18 protein-coding genes are annotated in these 15,799 nt (G+C 37.0%); 13 read left to right on the plus strand and 5 right to left on the minus strand.

Annotated elements, in window-relative coordinates; genetic code table 11:
• The first annotated feature begins 8 nt into the window (after nucleotides 1-8).
• From ACYQ0E_RS09015 to ACYQ0E_RS09045, 7 genes are all read left to right on the plus strand, one after another.
• Complete coding sequence (locus tag ACYQ0E_RS09015) at nucleotides 9-413, plus strand: c-type cytochrome (protein WP_460187896.1); 405 nt, start codon at nucleotides 9-11, stop codon at nucleotides 411-413.
• Nucleotides 410-1,741, plus strand: coding sequence for an FCSD flavin-binding domain-containing protein (locus ACYQ0E_RS09020; protein ID WP_460187897.1), 1,332 nt, complete (start codon nucleotides 410-412; stop codon nucleotides 1,739-1,741). Before ACYQ0E_RS09015 ends, ACYQ0E_RS09020 begins: the two co-directional genes overlap by 4 nt.
• A gap of 16 nt (nucleotides 1,742-1,757) precedes the next feature.
• Nucleotides 1,758-2,465 (plus strand): c-type cytochrome, encoded by a 708-nt coding sequence (locus tag ACYQ0E_RS09025; RefSeq protein WP_460187898.1) that lies wholly within the window; start codon nucleotides 1,758-1,760, stop codon nucleotides 2,463-2,465.
• Between the two features lie 470 nt (nucleotides 2,466-2,935).
• Entirely contained in the window at nucleotides 2,936-3,223 is a 288-nt protein-coding gene (locus ACYQ0E_RS09030; protein WP_460187899.1) for a DUF3817 domain-containing protein, read from the plus strand.
• 40 nt (nucleotides 3,224-3,263) lie between these two features.
• Nucleotides 3,264-4,232 (plus strand): SLAC1 anion channel family protein, encoded by a 969-nt coding sequence (locus ACYQ0E_RS09035; RefSeq protein WP_460187900.1) that lies wholly within the window; start codon nucleotides 3,264-3,266, stop codon nucleotides 4,230-4,232.
• A 13-nt stretch (nucleotides 4,233-4,245) separates the two neighbouring features.
• Nucleotides 4,246-4,656, plus strand: coding sequence for an acyl-CoA thioesterase (locus tag ACYQ0E_RS09040; protein ID WP_460187901.1), 411 nt, complete (start codon nucleotides 4,246-4,248; stop codon nucleotides 4,654-4,656).
• Nucleotides 4,657-4,667: 11 nt separating this feature from the next.
• Entirely contained in the window at nucleotides 4,668-4,988 is a 321-nt protein-coding gene (locus ACYQ0E_RS09045) for a NifB/NifX family molybdenum-iron cluster-binding protein (protein WP_460187902.1), read from the plus strand.
• On the opposite strand, the gene ACYQ0E_RS09050 is transcribed toward ACYQ0E_RS09045, so the two are convergent.
• Nucleotides 4,963-5,085: a hypothetical protein gene (locus ACYQ0E_RS09050; RefSeq protein ID WP_460187903.1), complete on the minus strand. Its 123-nt coding sequence runs from the start codon at nucleotides 5,083-5,085 to the stop codon at nucleotides 4,963-4,965. The two genes, ACYQ0E_RS09045 and ACYQ0E_RS09050, sit on opposite strands and share 26 nt — an antisense overlap.
• A gap of 148 nt (nucleotides 5,086-5,233) precedes the next feature.
• Here ACYQ0E_RS09050 and ACYQ0E_RS09055 point away from each other — a divergent pair, with 148 nt between their 5' ends.
• Entirely contained in the window at nucleotides 5,234-6,535 is a 1,302-nt protein-coding gene (locus ACYQ0E_RS09055; protein WP_460187904.1) for a GGDEF domain-containing protein, read from the plus strand.
• A gap of 508 nt (nucleotides 6,536-7,043) precedes the next feature.
• Here the strand turns inward: ACYQ0E_RS09055 and ilvC are convergent.
• The 4 genes from ilvC to orn all read right to left on the minus strand — a co-directional run bounded on the left by ilvC (nucleotide 7,044) and on the right by orn (nucleotide 11,267).
• A complete protein-coding gene (gene ilvC / locus ACYQ0E_RS09060; protein ID WP_460187905.1) occupies nucleotides 7,044-8,060 on the minus strand; it encodes a ketol-acid reductoisomerase in 1,017 nt (338 codons plus the stop codon).
• 134 nt (nucleotides 8,061-8,194) lie between these two features.
• On the minus strand, nucleotides 8,195-8,686 hold the full coding sequence (gene ilvN / locus ACYQ0E_RS09065) for an acetolactate synthase small subunit (protein ID WP_460187906.1): 492 nt from the start codon (nucleotides 8,684-8,686) through the stop codon (nucleotides 8,195-8,197).
• Between the two features lie 9 nt (nucleotides 8,687-8,695).
• Nucleotides 8,696-10,399 (minus strand): acetolactate synthase 3 large subunit, encoded by a 1,704-nt coding sequence (locus ACYQ0E_RS09070; RefSeq protein ID WP_460187907.1) that lies wholly within the window; start codon nucleotides 10,397-10,399, stop codon nucleotides 8,696-8,698.
• A 313-nt stretch (nucleotides 10,400-10,712) separates the two neighbouring features.
• Nucleotides 10,713-11,267, minus strand: coding sequence for an oligoribonuclease (gene orn / locus ACYQ0E_RS09075; protein WP_460187908.1), 555 nt, complete (start codon nucleotides 11,265-11,267; stop codon nucleotides 10,713-10,715).
• Between the two features lie 232 nt (nucleotides 11,268-11,499).
• Here orn and ACYQ0E_RS09080 point away from each other — a divergent pair, with 232 nt between their 5' ends.
• The 5 genes from ACYQ0E_RS09080 to ACYQ0E_RS09100 all read left to right on the plus strand — a co-directional run bounded on the left by ACYQ0E_RS09080 (nucleotide 11,500) and on the right by ACYQ0E_RS09100 (nucleotide 15,726).
• Complete coding sequence (locus ACYQ0E_RS09080) at nucleotides 11,500-12,750, plus strand: M48 family metallopeptidase (RefSeq protein ID WP_460187909.1); 1,251 nt, start codon at nucleotides 11,500-11,502, stop codon at nucleotides 12,748-12,750.
• A gap of 170 nt (nucleotides 12,751-12,920) precedes the next feature.
• Nucleotides 12,921-13,271 carry a 4a-hydroxytetrahydrobiopterin dehydratase gene (locus ACYQ0E_RS09085; RefSeq protein WP_460187910.1) on the plus strand — a complete coding sequence of 117 codons (351 nt, stop codon included), beginning with the start codon at nucleotides 12,921-12,923 and terminating at the stop codon, nucleotides 13,269-13,271.
• Nucleotides 13,272-13,277: 6 nt separating this feature from the next.
• Entirely contained in the window at nucleotides 13,278-14,330 is a 1,053-nt protein-coding gene (rsgA, locus tag ACYQ0E_RS09090) for a ribosome small subunit-dependent GTPase A (RefSeq protein ID WP_460187911.1), read from the plus strand.
• A 588-nt stretch (nucleotides 14,331-14,918) separates the two neighbouring features.
• A complete protein-coding gene (locus ACYQ0E_RS09095; RefSeq protein ID WP_460187912.1) occupies nucleotides 14,919-15,227 on the plus strand; it encodes a c-type cytochrome in 309 nt (102 codons plus the stop codon).
• Between the two features lie 193 nt (nucleotides 15,228-15,420).
• The gene (locus ACYQ0E_RS09100) at nucleotides 15,421-15,726 is read left to right on the plus strand and encodes a c-type cytochrome (protein ID WP_460187913.1); all 306 of its coding nucleotides are present in this window, start codon (nucleotides 15,421-15,423) and stop codon (nucleotides 15,724-15,726) included.
• Nucleotides 15,727-15,799 lie beyond the last annotated feature (73 nt).

Consider the following 15,799-nt stretch of genomic DNA (forward strand, 5'->3'; position numbering starts at 1 on the left):
AGAATAAAATGAAAAATAAATTATTACTAAGTGCCCTATTAAGTTCATCAGCGCTCATGGTTTCACAACCCGTTTTGGCCGAACCACAAAACCCAATGGCTTCGGGTGCTGCTATGGCTTGGCAATGCGCTCCTTGTCACGGAACCAACGGACAAGAATTTTTAGAAGCAATGCCTCCACTAGCAGGTATGCCTGTAGAGCAATTTACCAAAGCAATGCTTGCTTATCGTGATGGTACTCGTCCAGCCGTTATTATGGACAGGGTGGCGCGTGGATTTACCGATGCTGAAATTGATGCAATGGCTGAATGGTTTGTAAAACAACCTCAAAAGCAATGGGAAAACACTAGCTTAAATGAAGAGCTTAGGCAAAACGATAAAGCGGATGCTCAAGCGACAGGAGGTCAGAAATGAGCCAACTAGAAAATAAGACATTCGATAGTAAAATCACACGTCGTGATTTAGTAAAACTTTTTGGTGCTACTGCGGTTGCAGGCACTGGTATTTTTGGTGCTAGCTCTAAAGCGTTTGCCAAATCTGCTGCTCACGTAGTTGTACTAGGTGGTGGTGTTGGTGGTGCAACGTTTGCTAAATACTTACGATTTGCAGATCCAGATGTCAAAATCACCATTATTGAACAAGATCCTGAATACATTACCTGTTTAAGAAGTAATGACGTTATTGTAGGTATGCACACTTTAGACGAACTTACTTTCAACCTTGACACTATTCGTAGTAAATACAATGTTGAAGTGGTTATTGATAAAGTTGTTGGCACAGACTTTGACACTAAAACCGTTACAACGGCTAAAGGTGAAAAATTCACTTACGATAAATTAGTTGTTTCTCCTGGTGTTGATTTTAAATTTGAAGATTATGAAGGTTACACAGCTGAATTAGCTGCCACTGACTTTCCACATGCGTATAAGGCAGGTCCTCAAACATTAAAACTAAGAGAGCAATTATTGGCTATGCGTCAAGGTGGTACGGCGATTATATCTCCTCCACAAAACCCTTTCCGCTGCCCTCCTGGGCCGTATGAAAGAGCTTCATTTTTTGCAGAGTACTTTAAAAACCATAATCCAACAGCTAAGCTGATTGTATTAGATCCAAAAGAACGTTTTACCAAAGATATTCCTTTTAAAAAGGCTTGGGAAAGACTTTATGGATTTAAAACAGAAAATGCAATTATTGAATGGGTTGCTGGTTCTGAAGGTGGTCGAGTTGTTGGTTTAGACGCCGCAAACAAATCTGTAGAAACGGATATAGGCACAATTAAAGCAGACCTTATCAATATTATTCCTAACCAACGTGCGGGTGTTTTAGCACAAAAATTAGGCTTAACAGACCGCTCTGGTTGGTGCCCTATTAAACGTGAAACTATGGAATCCCAGATTCAAGAAGGTGTTTACGTTTTAGGTGATAGCTCAATTGCTGATGCCATGCCTAAATCTGGTTATTCAGCTAACTCACAAGCTAAAGTTTGTGCACAAGCTGTAGCCGATACACTTAAAGGTAAAACACCTGGAACAGCCATTTATTCAAATGTTTGCTATAGCCTAGCAGGTGAAAACTACGGGGTGTCTATTGCCGCTGTTTATGAGGTCAAGGATGGTTTAATTCAACCAAAAGGTAAATCTGCAGGTGTTTCACCTATTACAGACAAACCAGCACAACCAATTCTAGAAGCCGTTTATCAAAAAAACTGGCAGCGTGAATTTGTTAAAGATGTGTTCTCATAATTAAGGTAGAAAAGATATGTTAAAACAAACTTTATTAACCGCTGCCTTAGTTGGGGCAACTGTAACAAGTAGCTTCGCTTTAGCTGGCGGTCACGATGAAAAGCCACATACAACACCTTGGTCTAACTTCTCTTTAGAAGAAAAAGTAAAAGCTATGCCACAAGGTGATGCAACTCGTGGACAACAGATTCATGAACAAATGATGTGTAACTCATGTCACGGTGTTAAAGGTGAATCACCATCACGTAACTACGCATCATTAAATGGTCAGACAAAAGAGTACACCATGAAAATGATGTTAGATTATCGCGACGGTCGTCGTTGGGAATCTTATAAGCAAGCCAACATTATGGTAAAACTTGCACGCGCTATGGATGATCAACAAATTGCAGATGCCGCGGCATTTTATGCTAGCAATCCATCAACCGTTTGGAAAATTGAAGCACAACCTGCTTCAGCTAAAATTGATCACTTAGTTCGTAAAGGTGATGTGAGCAGGATGATTGTGCCTTGCGCATCATGTCATGGTGCACACGGTGAAGGTAATGGAATCACGCCTGCAATTGCAGGTCAAGTTCCAGAATACTTTATTCGTACAATGAAAGCTTACCAAGATAAAGATCGTCGCAATGATGTAAATCAAGGTATGTCTCAATTTACACATGACTTAACAGATGACGAAATTCGCGAATTAGCGGATTACTACGCCATTTTAAGCAAATAAGAGGATAACGTTATGACTGGTATTAAAGCTATTATCTGGGGTCTTATTTTAACGTTTGGTTCTGTTGCATTAATGTGGTGGTTAAGTACCATGACGGTTGTTGCTGTTTAACCCAAAGACTCTCCTAAGTCTCGTTCTCCCCCTTAATATCATTTAAGGGGGTTTTATTTCACTTCATTAAGAATGATTACTTTTGTGAACTTAAAAAAGTTTGCAAAACTAAGTATTCCCTAACTTTTATAAAAAATAATTGCTAAAAATCTATGTATTAAAAGATTTCAATATAAAAGTGATTAAAAAATACCTGGTTTACGCTTTAGAAAACACTCTCTATGCCACATCTTACGAGAAGTGAACATTCTATTTTAACGAAGAAATCGACACTCAAAAAGTCACTCGATAATCTGGTTAGATTTACATCATTTTAATACCCTATTTAGCAAATCAATAACATAAAAAGAAACTACATTATGAAAACTCTAAAAACACTATCTATCCTAGAAGGAAGCTCTCTGCTGATTCTTCTTTTTATTGCTGTACCCTTAAAGCGACTGGGAGATATGCCAGAAGCTGTTAGCATAATTGGACCAATTCACGGAGGGTTATTTATTATTTTTAATCTATTTATTTTTTATGCGATCTCTAAATTTAAACTTAAAAAGAAGTACGCAGCATTAGGTTTTTTTGCCTCTTTAATTCCTTTTGGCAGTTTTGTTTACAAAGCCAAGGTATTAAGTCGTAGAAGTTCATTTCGTTAATAAATAACCTACCTTTCTTCGCAAATAACTGGAGAACACCATGTTACAAAGATTACAAAATATTGCCTATTTCCCCGCCAGCTTTTTTGGCATGATTATGGGCTTTACAGGCCTGAGTATCGCCTTTATTGAACTTGCACACGTATATACTAATTTACAATCACTGGTGAATATTTCATTAGGTATAACCCTAGTGCTTTTTATTATTTTACTGTTAACCTATTTTTATAAAATTGTAAGGTTTCCAAAAGAAGTTGTAGCTGAACTTAAACACCCAATAAAAATGAATTTTGTGCCAACCATTAGCATTAGTTTATTATTATTGAGTATTGCCTTTGATGCACTTGGATATACTTCTGTAGCTCAATACACATGGATTATTGGTGCTGTATTGCAACTCGTATTAACCTATTGGGTTCTTTATAACTGGGTACACCAAGACTTTTTTACACCCGAACACTCTAATCCAGCTTGGTTTATCCCTATTGTTGGTAATATTATTGCACCTATCTCTGGTATTAATCACGCACCTATTGAGGTAAGCTGGTTCTTTTTCTCTGTTGGGATTATTTTTTGGATCGTCGTAAAATCGATTTTAATCAACCGAATTATTTTCCATACACCTTTACAGGCTAAACTTGTTCCAACGCTACTTATATTTATAGCACCTCCTGCGCTTGGTTTTATCTCGTACTTAGGACTAAACAACCATGAAATTAACCAATTTGGAATGGTGTTGTATTTCTTTGGCTTAGCAATGACTTTGCTGATGATAGTTTCAATTGGTAAGTTTATGCAATTATCATTTGCACTGTCTTGGTGGGCATTTACTTTCCCATTAGCGGCAATTTCTATTGCAAGCTATAAAATGGCACACTACACAATGCATGACTCTTATTTATATATTGCTATGGCCATTCATCTATTTTTATTAACAATCGTTTTATGGTTTTTAGTTAAAACTGTCAAAGCTGTTTATTTACAACAAATCTGTAACGACAAGCATTAGTAAAGTGATCTAAATGAATCAGCCAATCAATTCAAATATATTTAGCCTAACAATGGACGCGCGTGATCATGAATGCGATATACAAGGCGTGGTGAATAACGCGCACTATCAGCATTATTTTGAACATGCACGCCATCGCTTTTTACTTGAAAATGATATCGATTTTGCACAACTGGCTAAACAAAATATAAACCTAATGGTGAATCATATTGAGATTAGTTACAAAGCATCTCTAAGAGCGCATGATATTTTTATTGTTACCGTGGAACCGGTACAAATATCTAAACTCAAAGTCTGTTTTAAGCAAACAATCTACCTGGCTGAATCTATGAAACTCATGGCAATGGCTAATACCACGGTTGTAACGGTGGGTGATCATTCTAAACCACTTAAAAATAGCCCATTGCTTAAACTATTTAATTAAGGAGGCAACGTATGAGAATTGCCATTACAAGCCCAAATGCAAAAACCATCAGTGGCCATGCAGGAAAATGTCCAGGTTATTTAATCTATGAGATTGATGAAAACAAAAACATTCAAAAATCACACCTTAAACTAGCCAAAGAACAAGTGTTTCAAAACTTCTCTGGACCTCTTTCACGCTCACCTAACCACCCATTAAATGGCATTAATATCTTTATTACACAAAGTATTGGTGAAGGTTTAAATAGACGGTTAAATGAAGACGGCATAAAAGTCTATACAACAGAAAATAAAAATCCAGAAGAGATTATTCAATCAATTCTAATGGATTAAAGACTGTAATTTTTAATTTATAACCACCAGGCCTATAAAAATTCATTTTTACCAGGCCTGGTAAAATCAATAAAACCTCTTTTGCCAAAGATGTCACTAACATATCCTTGCCAACTTATCCAACATCATTGTTTATTACAAAGCACAGCATCTTATCCTTTTATCTCAATAAAAATGTAAAATGAAAGAATAAATACTAAAACTTGAATTCCCACTTCAAGACCCAAAATAAGGTTTTAAACTCTATGCCAATGTATGCACAACTTTGTAATGTCTATTCAAATGAAAACAACCAATTATTAGAGAGTCACGTTGATATTATTCAGACTTTAATTCCAAAATCAGTTAAAGAATATTACAAATTATTGATGAACAACCCAAAAACCGCCCTGTTTTTAACCAACGATTTAGTAGAAAACCATTTACAAAATGCTTTATCAATGTGGTTAAAAAGTGTTCTTTCATCAAAACAACCTGATGAACTAGATGAACTCTACGATCAACAACAACATATTGGACAAGTTCATGCACGTATCAACCTAGATATGCACCTGGTTTCAGAAGCAATGATTGTGTTAAAAAACACATTACATAAAGGCCTGCTTGAGTGTAAAAATACTGACCACAGAATTCTTTTAATTATTCACAATATTTTAGATGCGGCACTCATTAACATTAACCAAGTCTACTTTTCAAACCACAACAAAATTGAACATCAATCTCATTTATTAAGAAACCACCTCTCATCTATGTCTTTTGCCTTAGAGATTCAACAAATGAGAAATGAACTCAATGAATGGTTTATGTCTTTTATCACTCATACTAAATCTGTTGCTATCAATGATACTGATTTTTCACTTTGGATAAATCACAAACTTGGTCTCGTAATTACCGCCCAAAATGACTACATCAAAATCAAAGAATTACTTGCAAAGTTATCTAAACTCGCCTCTGAATATGATAAAAACACACAAGAACTTCTACCAGAGCTAACGCAAACCATTAAAGATATATCTTGGCATTTATCAGAAGAATCTAAAAGACTCGTTGCCGATGAAGAGAAAAAAGACCCTCTAACAAAATTATTTAACCGTCGGTTTTTAGACAGCATTATGCTTCAAGCAACAACCAATGCTCAAAAATCAGGTTTTGTTTACAGCATAGCAATGATTGATATCGACAACTTTAAAAACATTAATGATATTTACGGACATGACATGGGGGATAACGTTCTCTCATACATTGCCGGTCTCATGGATCAATATATCAGACCCAGTGACTTTGCTTTTCGTTTTGGAGGGGAAGAGTTTTTAATATTACTTAGCGAAACGTCAGCTGATCGAGCACAACTGATTATTCAAAACATTGCAAACGCCATGAACTCTGTATCTTTTTTAGAATCTAATGATGATTCATTTAAAGTCACTTTTTCAGCAGGTATTGCAGAATTTGATGGGCAACCAGACTATGAACACACCATAAAAAAAGCCGATAATGCGCTTTACCAATCAAAAACTAATGGTAAAAATAGAATTACTATTGCCTAAATCAAAAAAACTGAATAGTGAAAGGGATTTAGATTAAATATAACTCCCTTTCACTCTAAAACCTATTCAACAAGACCATTTAAATAACCTATAAACCATTTTACCAGGCCTGGTAAAATCAAATTTCTATAATTTTAAAGCAATAAAAAACCCCGTAATTCAATTGAACTACAGGGTTTTAAATCAAACATTTTTAGCGAGCATTTTTGCCAAGGTCAAGGCGGTTAATGGCGAAGTTTAGTAAACTAAGCCAATCATTAACCAACGCAAAGATTAGCAAAACAATCCTTTTACCACACCCCGCAAGGGGGTATAAAGGCCTGGTAAAATCTAAATTTTATTATCAACAGACATTAAAAAACCCCGTAAACCAAACGATTTACAGGGTTTTAAATCAAACCTTTTTAGCGAGCGTTTTTGTCAAGGTCAAGGCGGAGCTAGGTGAAGTTTAGTAAACTAAACGAGCCTAGCGACAACGCGGAGATTGGCAAAACAAGCCGCTAAAAAATTAGTTTTTGTCTTGGTCTACGATTTTGTTCGAAGCAATCCAAGGCATCATGCCACGTAGTTTTTTACCAACTACTTCAATACCGTGCTCGGCGTTGTTACGACGTGCTGCAGTCATTGATGGGTAACCAGCTTGTCCTTCAAGGATAAACTGTTTAGCGTATTCACCCGTTTGGATATTTTTAAGTGCTTGACGCATTGCTGCACGAGACTCGGCATTGATAACTTGTGGACCAGTTACGTATTCACCATATTCAGCGTTGTTTGAGATTGAGTAGTTCATATCTGCAATACCACCTTCAAACATTAAGTCTACAATTAACTTAAGTTCGTGTAGGCACTCAAAGTAAGCCATTTCTGGCTCGTAACCGCCTTCAACAAGTGTGTCAAAACCAGCTTTAACAAGTTCAACTGCACCACCACAAAGAACGGCTTGCTCACCAAATAGGTCAGTTTCACATTCGTCACGGAACGTTGTTTCGATAATACCGGTACGACCACCACCAACACCAGAAGCGTAAGATAGAGCGATTTCTTTTGCGTTTCCTGATGCATCTTGCTCAACAGCAATAAGATCTGGAATACCACCACCACGTACAAATTCTGAACGTACTGTGTGCCCAGGTGCTTTTGGAGCGATCATGATTACGTCTAAATCTTTGCGTGGTATAACTTGGTTATAGATGATTGCAAAACCGTGTGCAAATGCTAATACAGCACCTTGCTTGATGTTTGGTTCAATCTCTTCTTTATAAAGTACTGATTGAAATTCATCTGGTGTTAAAAGCATAACAACGTCAGCACCTGCAACAGCAGTCGCAACGTCAGCAGTCTTTAGGCCATAACCTTCTGCTTTAGCAATTGAAGAAGAACCTGCACGTAAACCAACGGTGACATCAACACCAGAATCTTTTAGGTTTGCTGCGTGAGCGTGACCTTGAGAACCAAAACCGATGATGGCAACTTTTTTACCTTGGATGATTGATAGATCGCAGTCTTTATCGTAATAAACTTGCATTGTTATATCCTTACTTTTAATGAGTACCTTGGCTTACAAGGCATTCGTTGTTACTAAATTAATATTTAAATTGGGTTTGTTTACACGTTGTAAATAACACCCTCATGTTTATGTGGGCATTATCAATGACTTAATTAGATGTGTAAACATTTTTCTCCGCGCATAACACCAACCGTTCCTGAACGTACTGTTTCAAGAATCAGAACGGGATCAATCGCGTCAATAAATGCATCTAACTTTCTAGATTCACCAACCATTTGCACGGTATAAGTCGTTGAAGTGACATCAATAATATCACCTCTAAAAATATCAGCTAAACGCTTATATTCTTCACGCATATCACCTGTTGCAGACAGTTTGATTAACATCAGTTCACGCTCAATGTGCGTTCCTTCTGTTAAATCTAATACTTTAACCACATCAATAAGTCGGTTTAAGTGTTTAACAATCTGCTCTACTTGAGCTGATGTGCCACTCGTTACCAAAGTTAAACGTGATAATGAGTCGTCTTCAGTTGGCGCTACGGTTAATGCATGAATGTTATAGCCACGAGCTGAAAACAACCCTGATACACGTGAAAGTGCACCTGATTCATTTTCTATTAACATTGAAATAATATGTTTCATCGTCAGCCCCTATACCAAAATCATTTCATTAAGGCCTGCGCCGGCAGGAATCATTGGGTAAACGTTTTCTTGTTGATCGGTTAATATGTCAACAAACACCAATCGGTCTTTGTATTTTTCCGAGAAAACTTCTTCTAATTGAGCGTCCAGTTTTTTTGGATCTTCAATTCGCATACCTACATGACCATAAGATTCTGCTAATTTAACAAAGTCAGGTAATGATTCCATATACGACATGGAGTAACGTCGCTCATAAAAGAACTCTTGCCATTGGCGAACCATGCCTAAGAATCCATTATTTAAACAGATAATTTTTACAGGTAATCCGTATTGTAGACAAGTAGAAAGTTCTTGAATATTCATTTGGATAGAACCTTCACCCGTTACACAAACTACCGTTGATTCTGGATGTGCCATTTGTGCACCCATTGCCGCAGGTAAACCAAAGCCCATTGTGCCTAACCCACCAGAGTTTAGCCAACGACGAGGCTTATCAAACGGATAGTATTGAGCCGCATACATTTGGTGCTGACCTACGTCAGAAGCCACAAAGGCATCACCTTTTGTTGCACGCCAAACAGACTCAACAGCCGCTTGTGGTTTAATTTTTGGCCCCATTGTGTCGTAACGTAAACATTTTGTTGCACGCCACTCTTCAATTTGAGTCCACCAATCAGCTAGCGCTTCTGCATCTGATTTTAGTTCTGTTTTATCTAAAATAGCATTCATTTCAGTTAGAACTTGTGTAACAGGCCCAACGATTGGAATATCCACCAATACATTTTTAGATATGGACGCTGGGTCAATATCTACATGAATGATTTTTGCATCAGGGCAAAACTTTTCAAGGTTTCCTGTTACGCGGTCATCAAAACGTGAACCAATAGCAATAATAAGATCACTATTATGCATGGCAAGGTTAGCTTCGTAAGTTCCGTGCATACCCAACATACCAACAGACTGTTTATCTGACGCTGGAAAAGCCCCTAACCCCATTAATGTTTGGGTAATAGGAAAGCCTAATTTATGCGTTAGTTCAGTAAGTTCTGCCGAAGCATTACCTAAAACAACACCTCCACCGGTATATAAAATTGGTCGCTTAGCCGAAAGCATCATTTCTACCGCTTTCTTAATTTGTCCACTATGGCCCTTTGTTACAGGCATGTAGGAGCGCATATCAACTTCTTGTGGATACACATAAGAGCTTTTGGCGTTTTGAATATCTTTAGGAATATCAATCACAACAGGGCCAGGTCGGCCTGTTGTTGCTAAATAAAACGCTTTTTTGAGCGTATCAGCAAGATCATTAACATCCTTAACTAAGAAGTTGTGTTTTACGATAGGTCTTGTAATACCAACAGTATCAATCTCTTGGAATGCATCTAAACCAATCAGTGCGGTTGGCACCTGGCCTGTAATACATATCAATGGAATAGAATCCATATAAGCTGTTGCTATCCCTGTTACCGCATTTGTTGCGCCAGGTCCAGACGTTACAAGTACCACTCCTGGTTTACCTGTAGAGCGCGCATAGCCATCTGCAGCATGCACCGCAGCTTGTTCGTGACGCACTAAAATGTGATTTAAATTTTTAGCGTCCGTATCAAGGGCATCGTAGATAGGCAAAACGGCCCCACCTGGATAACCCCATATATGCTCTACTCCCTCGTCTTCTAGATAATTTACGAAGATTTGGGCACCAGTCATTTCCACAACATCGTCCTCTTAGTAATAAAACGTTCCTTTTTTGATGTAATTTCCTATAACGGAAACACCAGAAATAAAAACGAATAAAAATTAGTTAAATTCATCACGAATTTTTAAAAGTGATAAGGAGGGAATTATATAAGATTTTTTATAATTTTAGAACCTAAAGAGAGCTTTTTATCGATAAATTGGCTTGAATTTTAAGGCTTTCTTAACGGTTTAATAGAACAGGGTAAGAATTTAAGTTATGACTCATGATTATAAGTATTTATAAGGCTACCTCAGAAGTCATAAATTAATTTAGATTCATCGTTAATTTTTAGTTTTGATACTTCTCCATAAACATCAATTTACGATAGTGATTAAGCTCATCGATAGACTCTAAAATATCTGCCAAAGCCAAATGCGCACCCTTTTTTTGATGTGATTGATACACTTTTGGCGCCCAACGTTTTGCCAACTCTTTTAACGTACTTACGTCTAAGTTTCGATAATGAAAAAACGCTTCTAAATCAGGCATTTGCTCAACCATAAAACGACGATCTTGGCAGATGCTATTACCACACATGGGCGATTTACCAGCGGGTACATATTTTTTTAAAAATTCAATCGTTTGCGCTTCAGCCTGTTGCATAGTCACTTGGCTTTGCTGAACTCGGCTTGTTAACCCAGAATTACCATGATGCGTTGTACACCATTCATCCATTTTATCTAATTCAACTTGATCGGTTTTAATCGCTAAAACAGGGCCCTCTGCTAATACATTTAATTCGCTATCCGTTACAACGGTCGCTATTTCAATGATTTTATGTTCAGTAGGCTGCAAGCCTGTCATTTCAAGATCAATCCAAATTAAATTTTTATCTGACTTCACAACATATTCTCTTATTTATTTTGTTCACAACGATGAAAACTATTCATAACATGACTTTTTAATGCGCTTTTGTTATCAACACCTATCGTGAAAACCTGTCTTAACATACAATATGCCACTATATTAACGTAGAATTTCTACAGAAAACACCGCTATGCTCAAATACAAGCGACCTTTGCATAAATTTAATTAAAGGTCTTTGTAATAAATAAAATAACAAAACAGGTTTTGTATGAATTGGATTACCCCTTTATTCTTAGTCGCACTCTCTTTAAATTTAATTATTGAAGTTTGGTTAAATATCAAAAATCAGTTTTTTATTGGAAAAAATCGTAATCAGGTTCCTGACGATTTTTCTGAGGTAGTCAGCTTAGAAGCCCACCAAAAAGCGGCTGATTATAGCCGTGCAAAATTACAACTTGGCCGTTTAGGGCTTTTTTATGATGCCGCTATTTTGTGGTTTATGACATTAGGCGGTGGTTTTCAGCAAATTTATTCTTTATGGCTTAATAGTGGTTTAGAAACACAATGGATGGAAGTGGCTTTTTTACTTTCAACTTTATGGGTATTATCTATACTTCACTTACCATTTAGCATTTTAAGCACGTTTAAAATAGAAGCCGATTTTGGGTTTAATAAAACCACCCCGTTTAAATTTATTACGGACTTATTAAAACAATGGGTTCTTATATTGGCCTTAGGTTTACCTTTGGTTTGGGTCATTTTGAGCATAATGACGAATTTCATTCACCAAGCGTGGTGGTTTTATACTTGGGTAGTTTGGATGGCCTTTCAGTTAATTATTATGTGGGCTTACCCTAAATGGATTGCGCCAATCTTCAATAAATTTACCCCGCTTGAAGATGAAGAAATGAAAACGCGTATTAATAATCTACTTGAGCGTACTGGATTTGAATCTAATGGCATTTTTGTAATGGATGGCTCGTCACGATCAGGCCACGGTAACGCTTACTTTACAGGCATGGGTAAAAACAAACGCATTGTGTTTTTTGACACCTTACTTGAAACCTTAACACCAGAAGAAGTCGAAGCGGTACTTGCACACGAACTTGGGCATTTTAAACACGGACATATTCGCAAACGTTTAATTGAAGGTACTGTTTACAGCTTAATTGGTTTGGCTTTATTAGGTTGGTTAATTCAGTTGCCTCAATTTTATACAGGCCTGGGTATGCAAGATCAATCGCCAGCCATTGCGCTATTGTTATTTATGACCGCCATACCAGTTATGTTCTTTTTTATGGGGCCAATTGGTGCCATGAAAAGCCGTAAACATGAATTTGAAGCCGATGCATTTGCCGCGCAACACGTGGGTGCAGAATATTTAATTTCTGCCTTATTAAAAATGTACCGTGATAATGCTAACACTTTAACGCCTGATCCACTGTTTTCGGCTTATCACGACAGTCATCCACCCGCTAAAATTAGAATTGACCATTTAAAAGCATTGGCTAAAAAATAAAGCGTTGCGAATCTAGGTTATTAAAAATTAGGGTTGAATAAAGCTGTATTAAACCTATATTAACTAAACAGAATAAACATATTTAAGACCTTTGTAGCTGAGTATTTGCTTCATTCATCACTCGTGCAAAGCTCTTATAGTTACAAAATTATTATTTTAGGATTTACACCATGAGCAATACACCACTAAATCAAGAACTATTAAATCAACACTGCGTAGACATGCCTAAAGGCAGTAAACCCATTATTATTCCAACCATTGAGAGTAATTTAAGTGTTTTAACTGGTTGGGATGCACCGCTTAACTATGCCAGTATTGAAAAAACTTTTCAGTTTAAAAACTACCATCAAACCATTGCTTTTGTAAATGCCGTCACCTGGCTGGCAAACAAAGAAGATCATCACCCTAAAATTTGTTTTGATTACAACAGTTGTAAAATCAGCTTAACCACACACTCAGCGAAAGGCCTAACCATGAATGATATGATTATGGCCGCCAAAATTAATGCCTTGTTAGACTAAAACAACATGGCCAAACGCAAGCTGACCCATCAACAAAAACGCCGAGTGCTTAAAAAAAATAGCACTCAAACGCTTACCCAATCCACAACTGACAATAGTTCACTGGGAGAAGAACAACCAGGCCTGGTAATTACCAGTTTTGGCAAACGTGTGCTCATCGAAAACAGTAAAGGCGAACAATACACTTGTGCTATTCGCCAACACTTAGGCAAGTTAGTGGCGGGAGATCAGGTCATTTGGCAAACCGACATTGAAGCAAATAAAGGGGTTGTGGTTAAAGTACAACCAAGAACACATGAATTAAGCAGACCAGGTTTTAGAGGGCAAACTCGCATGATTGCCGCTAATATTGATTTTATTGGTATTGTTATGCCTGTTGTACCCGGTATTCATCCTGACATGATTGACCGTTATTTGATTGCCGCGCAACAATTAGACATACCCGCTATTATCATTATTAATAAGGTCGATTTATTAGAGTCGGATGAAGACTGGGAAGCCATTGCTGAGTTATTAGAACCGTACGATGCGATGAATATTGAACTAATACCTGCGTCAACAATATCTCAAGAAGGCCTGCAAACATTGCAAGACTTTATGGCGGATAAAAACAGTGTGTTTGTAGGACCTTCTGGTGCTGGTAAATCCTCATTAATTAATGCCTTAATTCCAGATTTAGAGATTCGTGTTGGTCAACTATCGCAAGCCACTGGTTTAGGTAAACACACCACAACTAACAGTATTTTGTATCACCTGCCTCAAACTGAAGCAGAATCAGGACAATCTCAACGACGAAGTAGCGGGAATTTAATTGATTCACCGGGTGTAAGACAGTTTAGCCCTACACCTTGCTCACTTGCTGAACTTGAAAGTTATTACCCTGACTTTGCGCCCTTTTTGGGACAATGTAAATACAATAATTGCACCCATTCAATAGAACCTAATTGTGCCATTAAACAAGCAGTGGATAATGATGAAATTGCATTAAGTCGTTATCAAAGTTTTCAACGACTGTTAGAAGAATTTAAAGAAGCAGAATCTGAAAACAGTTCATTTTAATTGTTAATTTTCAGCTTTACCTTTGCACTTCAATTAATTTGAAACAAACCAAACTGACACAGCATACAACAAACCTGTGCTTACAAAAATAACGGCAACCCAAAACAAAAACACTAAACCTATGTGCATAGGCTTTCTAATTAACTTTAATAAAAACCAACTTATTAAGGTTAGAACGATTGCAACAATCCATAAACGTATAAAAAACATGAGTTACCCACAAAAAAAATTTATTTATCTCTATTAAGTTTTCATTATAGCTAAAGCTAATCAGTGAGTAAGGCAAAATAGACATTATGATTTATTAAAAAAAACCAACAAAGCATAAAAACAGCTAAGTACATGATATAAAGATAATTTTAAAATAAAAAAGAATATGTTTTTACCAGGCCTGGTATCTAACACCAATATTACGAAACAATTTGATACCTAATTCAATATCATTTAAGATTAAAAGATTAAGCAAATCCCTTAAATATTAAGGATTACTCAACTCTTCTTATCTTGACTAACCCCCTCTTTTGGTTTGTAATTGCACCCAGGGTGAAAACCCGAACTTTTATTTTAGTGCTTTTAGGAGAGTACCCTATGAAAAATACATTAATTGCATTAGCTGCGGCTGGTTTAGTTTCTTTTGGTGCAGCGGCTCAAGCTGCTGGTGATGCAGCTGCTGGTCAAGCTACTTTCGCTACTTGCGTTGGTTGTCACGGTGCCGCTGCTGAAGGTGGTGTTGGACCTAAACTTGCAGGACTTCCTGCAACTGAAATCATCTCTAAGCTACACGCTTATAAAGCTGGTGAACAAATCGGTCCAATGACTTCAATGATGGCTCCAATGGCTGCTGGCCTTTCTGAAGCTGACATGGAAAACGTTGCTGCATACGTTGGTACTCTATAATTTTTATAGTGTTCACGTATATAAACCGCCTCTTGGTGAAAACCTTAGGCGGTTTTTTTATACCTAAAATTCTTGAAACAAGTACTTCATAAGACGAAAACACAATCTTTAGAGCAGAAAACTTGATTTAATATCACTATCGCTATAAATTAACTTATTGTGTATAAACATTATTATAAAAAAGAGAATCAATATGAAAAAATTAATTATTGCAACCTTATCAACAGGTTTACTTCTTTCTGCAAATGCACAAGCGGCCGATCCAGCAGCTCCTGCTAAGGCAGCAATGTGTATTGGTTGTCACGGAGACCAAGGTAATAGTGTAGTACCTAACTTTCCTAAACTTGCTGGTCAACATGCGGCTTATTTAGAAAAAGCGCTTAAAGACTTCCGTGATGGCTTCCGCAAAGACGCAACCATGTCTACCTTTGCCAAAGGTTTATCTGATTCTGAAATTAAAGAATTAGCTGGATACTACTCTTCTCAAGTAGCTAAATAAACAGCGTTATATATTGTTTTAAAACTTGTTTTATAACGCTTAAAAACAGGCCACTATTAATTTACCAGGCCTG

The sequence above is a fragment of the Thiomicrorhabdus hydrogeniphila genome (assembly GCF_054656895.1).

Bases quoted from the DNA above. Each gene is read 5' to 3' on its own strand.
- ACYQ0E_RS09015 (WP_460187896.1), top strand. From the start codon at position 9: ATGAAAAATAAATTATTACTAAGTGCCCTATTAAGTTCATCAGCGCTC.
- ACYQ0E_RS09020 (WP_460187897.1), top strand. From the start codon at position 410: ATGAGCCAACTAGAAAATAAGACATTCGATAGTAAAATCACACGTCGT.
- ACYQ0E_RS09025 (WP_460187898.1), top strand. From the start codon at position 1,758: ATGTTAAAACAAACTTTATTAACCGCTGCCTTAGTTGGGGCAACTGTA.
- ACYQ0E_RS09030 (WP_460187899.1), top strand. From the start codon at position 2,936: ATGAAAACTCTAAAAACACTATCTATCCTAGAAGGAAGCTCTCTGCTG.
- ACYQ0E_RS09035 (WP_460187900.1), top strand. From the start codon at position 3,264: ATGTTACAAAGATTACAAAATATTGCCTATTTCCCCGCCAGCTTTTTT.
- ACYQ0E_RS09040 (WP_460187901.1), top strand. From the start codon at position 4,246: ATGAATCAGCCAATCAATTCAAATATATTTAGCCTAACAATGGACGCG.
- ACYQ0E_RS09045 (WP_460187902.1), top strand. From the start codon at position 4,668: ATGAGAATTGCCATTACAAGCCCAAATGCAAAAACCATCAGTGGCCAT.
- ACYQ0E_RS09055 (WP_460187904.1), top strand. From the start codon at position 5,234: ATGCCAATGTATGCACAACTTTGTAATGTCTATTCAAATGAAAACAAC.
- ilvC (WP_460187905.1), bottom strand. From the start codon at position 8,060: ATGCAAGTTTATTACGATAAAGACTGCGATCTATCAATCATCCAAGGT.
- ilvN (WP_460187906.1), bottom strand. From the start codon at position 8,686: ATGAAACATATTATTTCAATGTTAATAGAAAATGAATCAGGTGCACTT.
- ACYQ0E_RS09080 (WP_460187909.1), top strand. From the start codon at position 11,500: ATGAATTGGATTACCCCTTTATTCTTAGTCGCACTCTCTTTAAATTTA.
- ACYQ0E_RS09085 (WP_460187910.1), top strand. From the start codon at position 12,921: ATGAGCAATACACCACTAAATCAAGAACTATTAAATCAACACTGCGTA.
- rsgA (WP_460187911.1), top strand. From the start codon at position 13,278: ATGGCCAAACGCAAGCTGACCCATCAACAAAAACGCCGAGTGCTTAAA.
- ACYQ0E_RS09095 (WP_460187912.1), top strand. From the start codon at position 14,919: ATGAAAAATACATTAATTGCATTAGCTGCGGCTGGTTTAGTTTCTTTT.
- ACYQ0E_RS09100 (WP_460187913.1), top strand. From the start codon at position 15,421: ATGAAAAAATTAATTATTGCAACCTTATCAACAGGTTTACTTCTTTCT.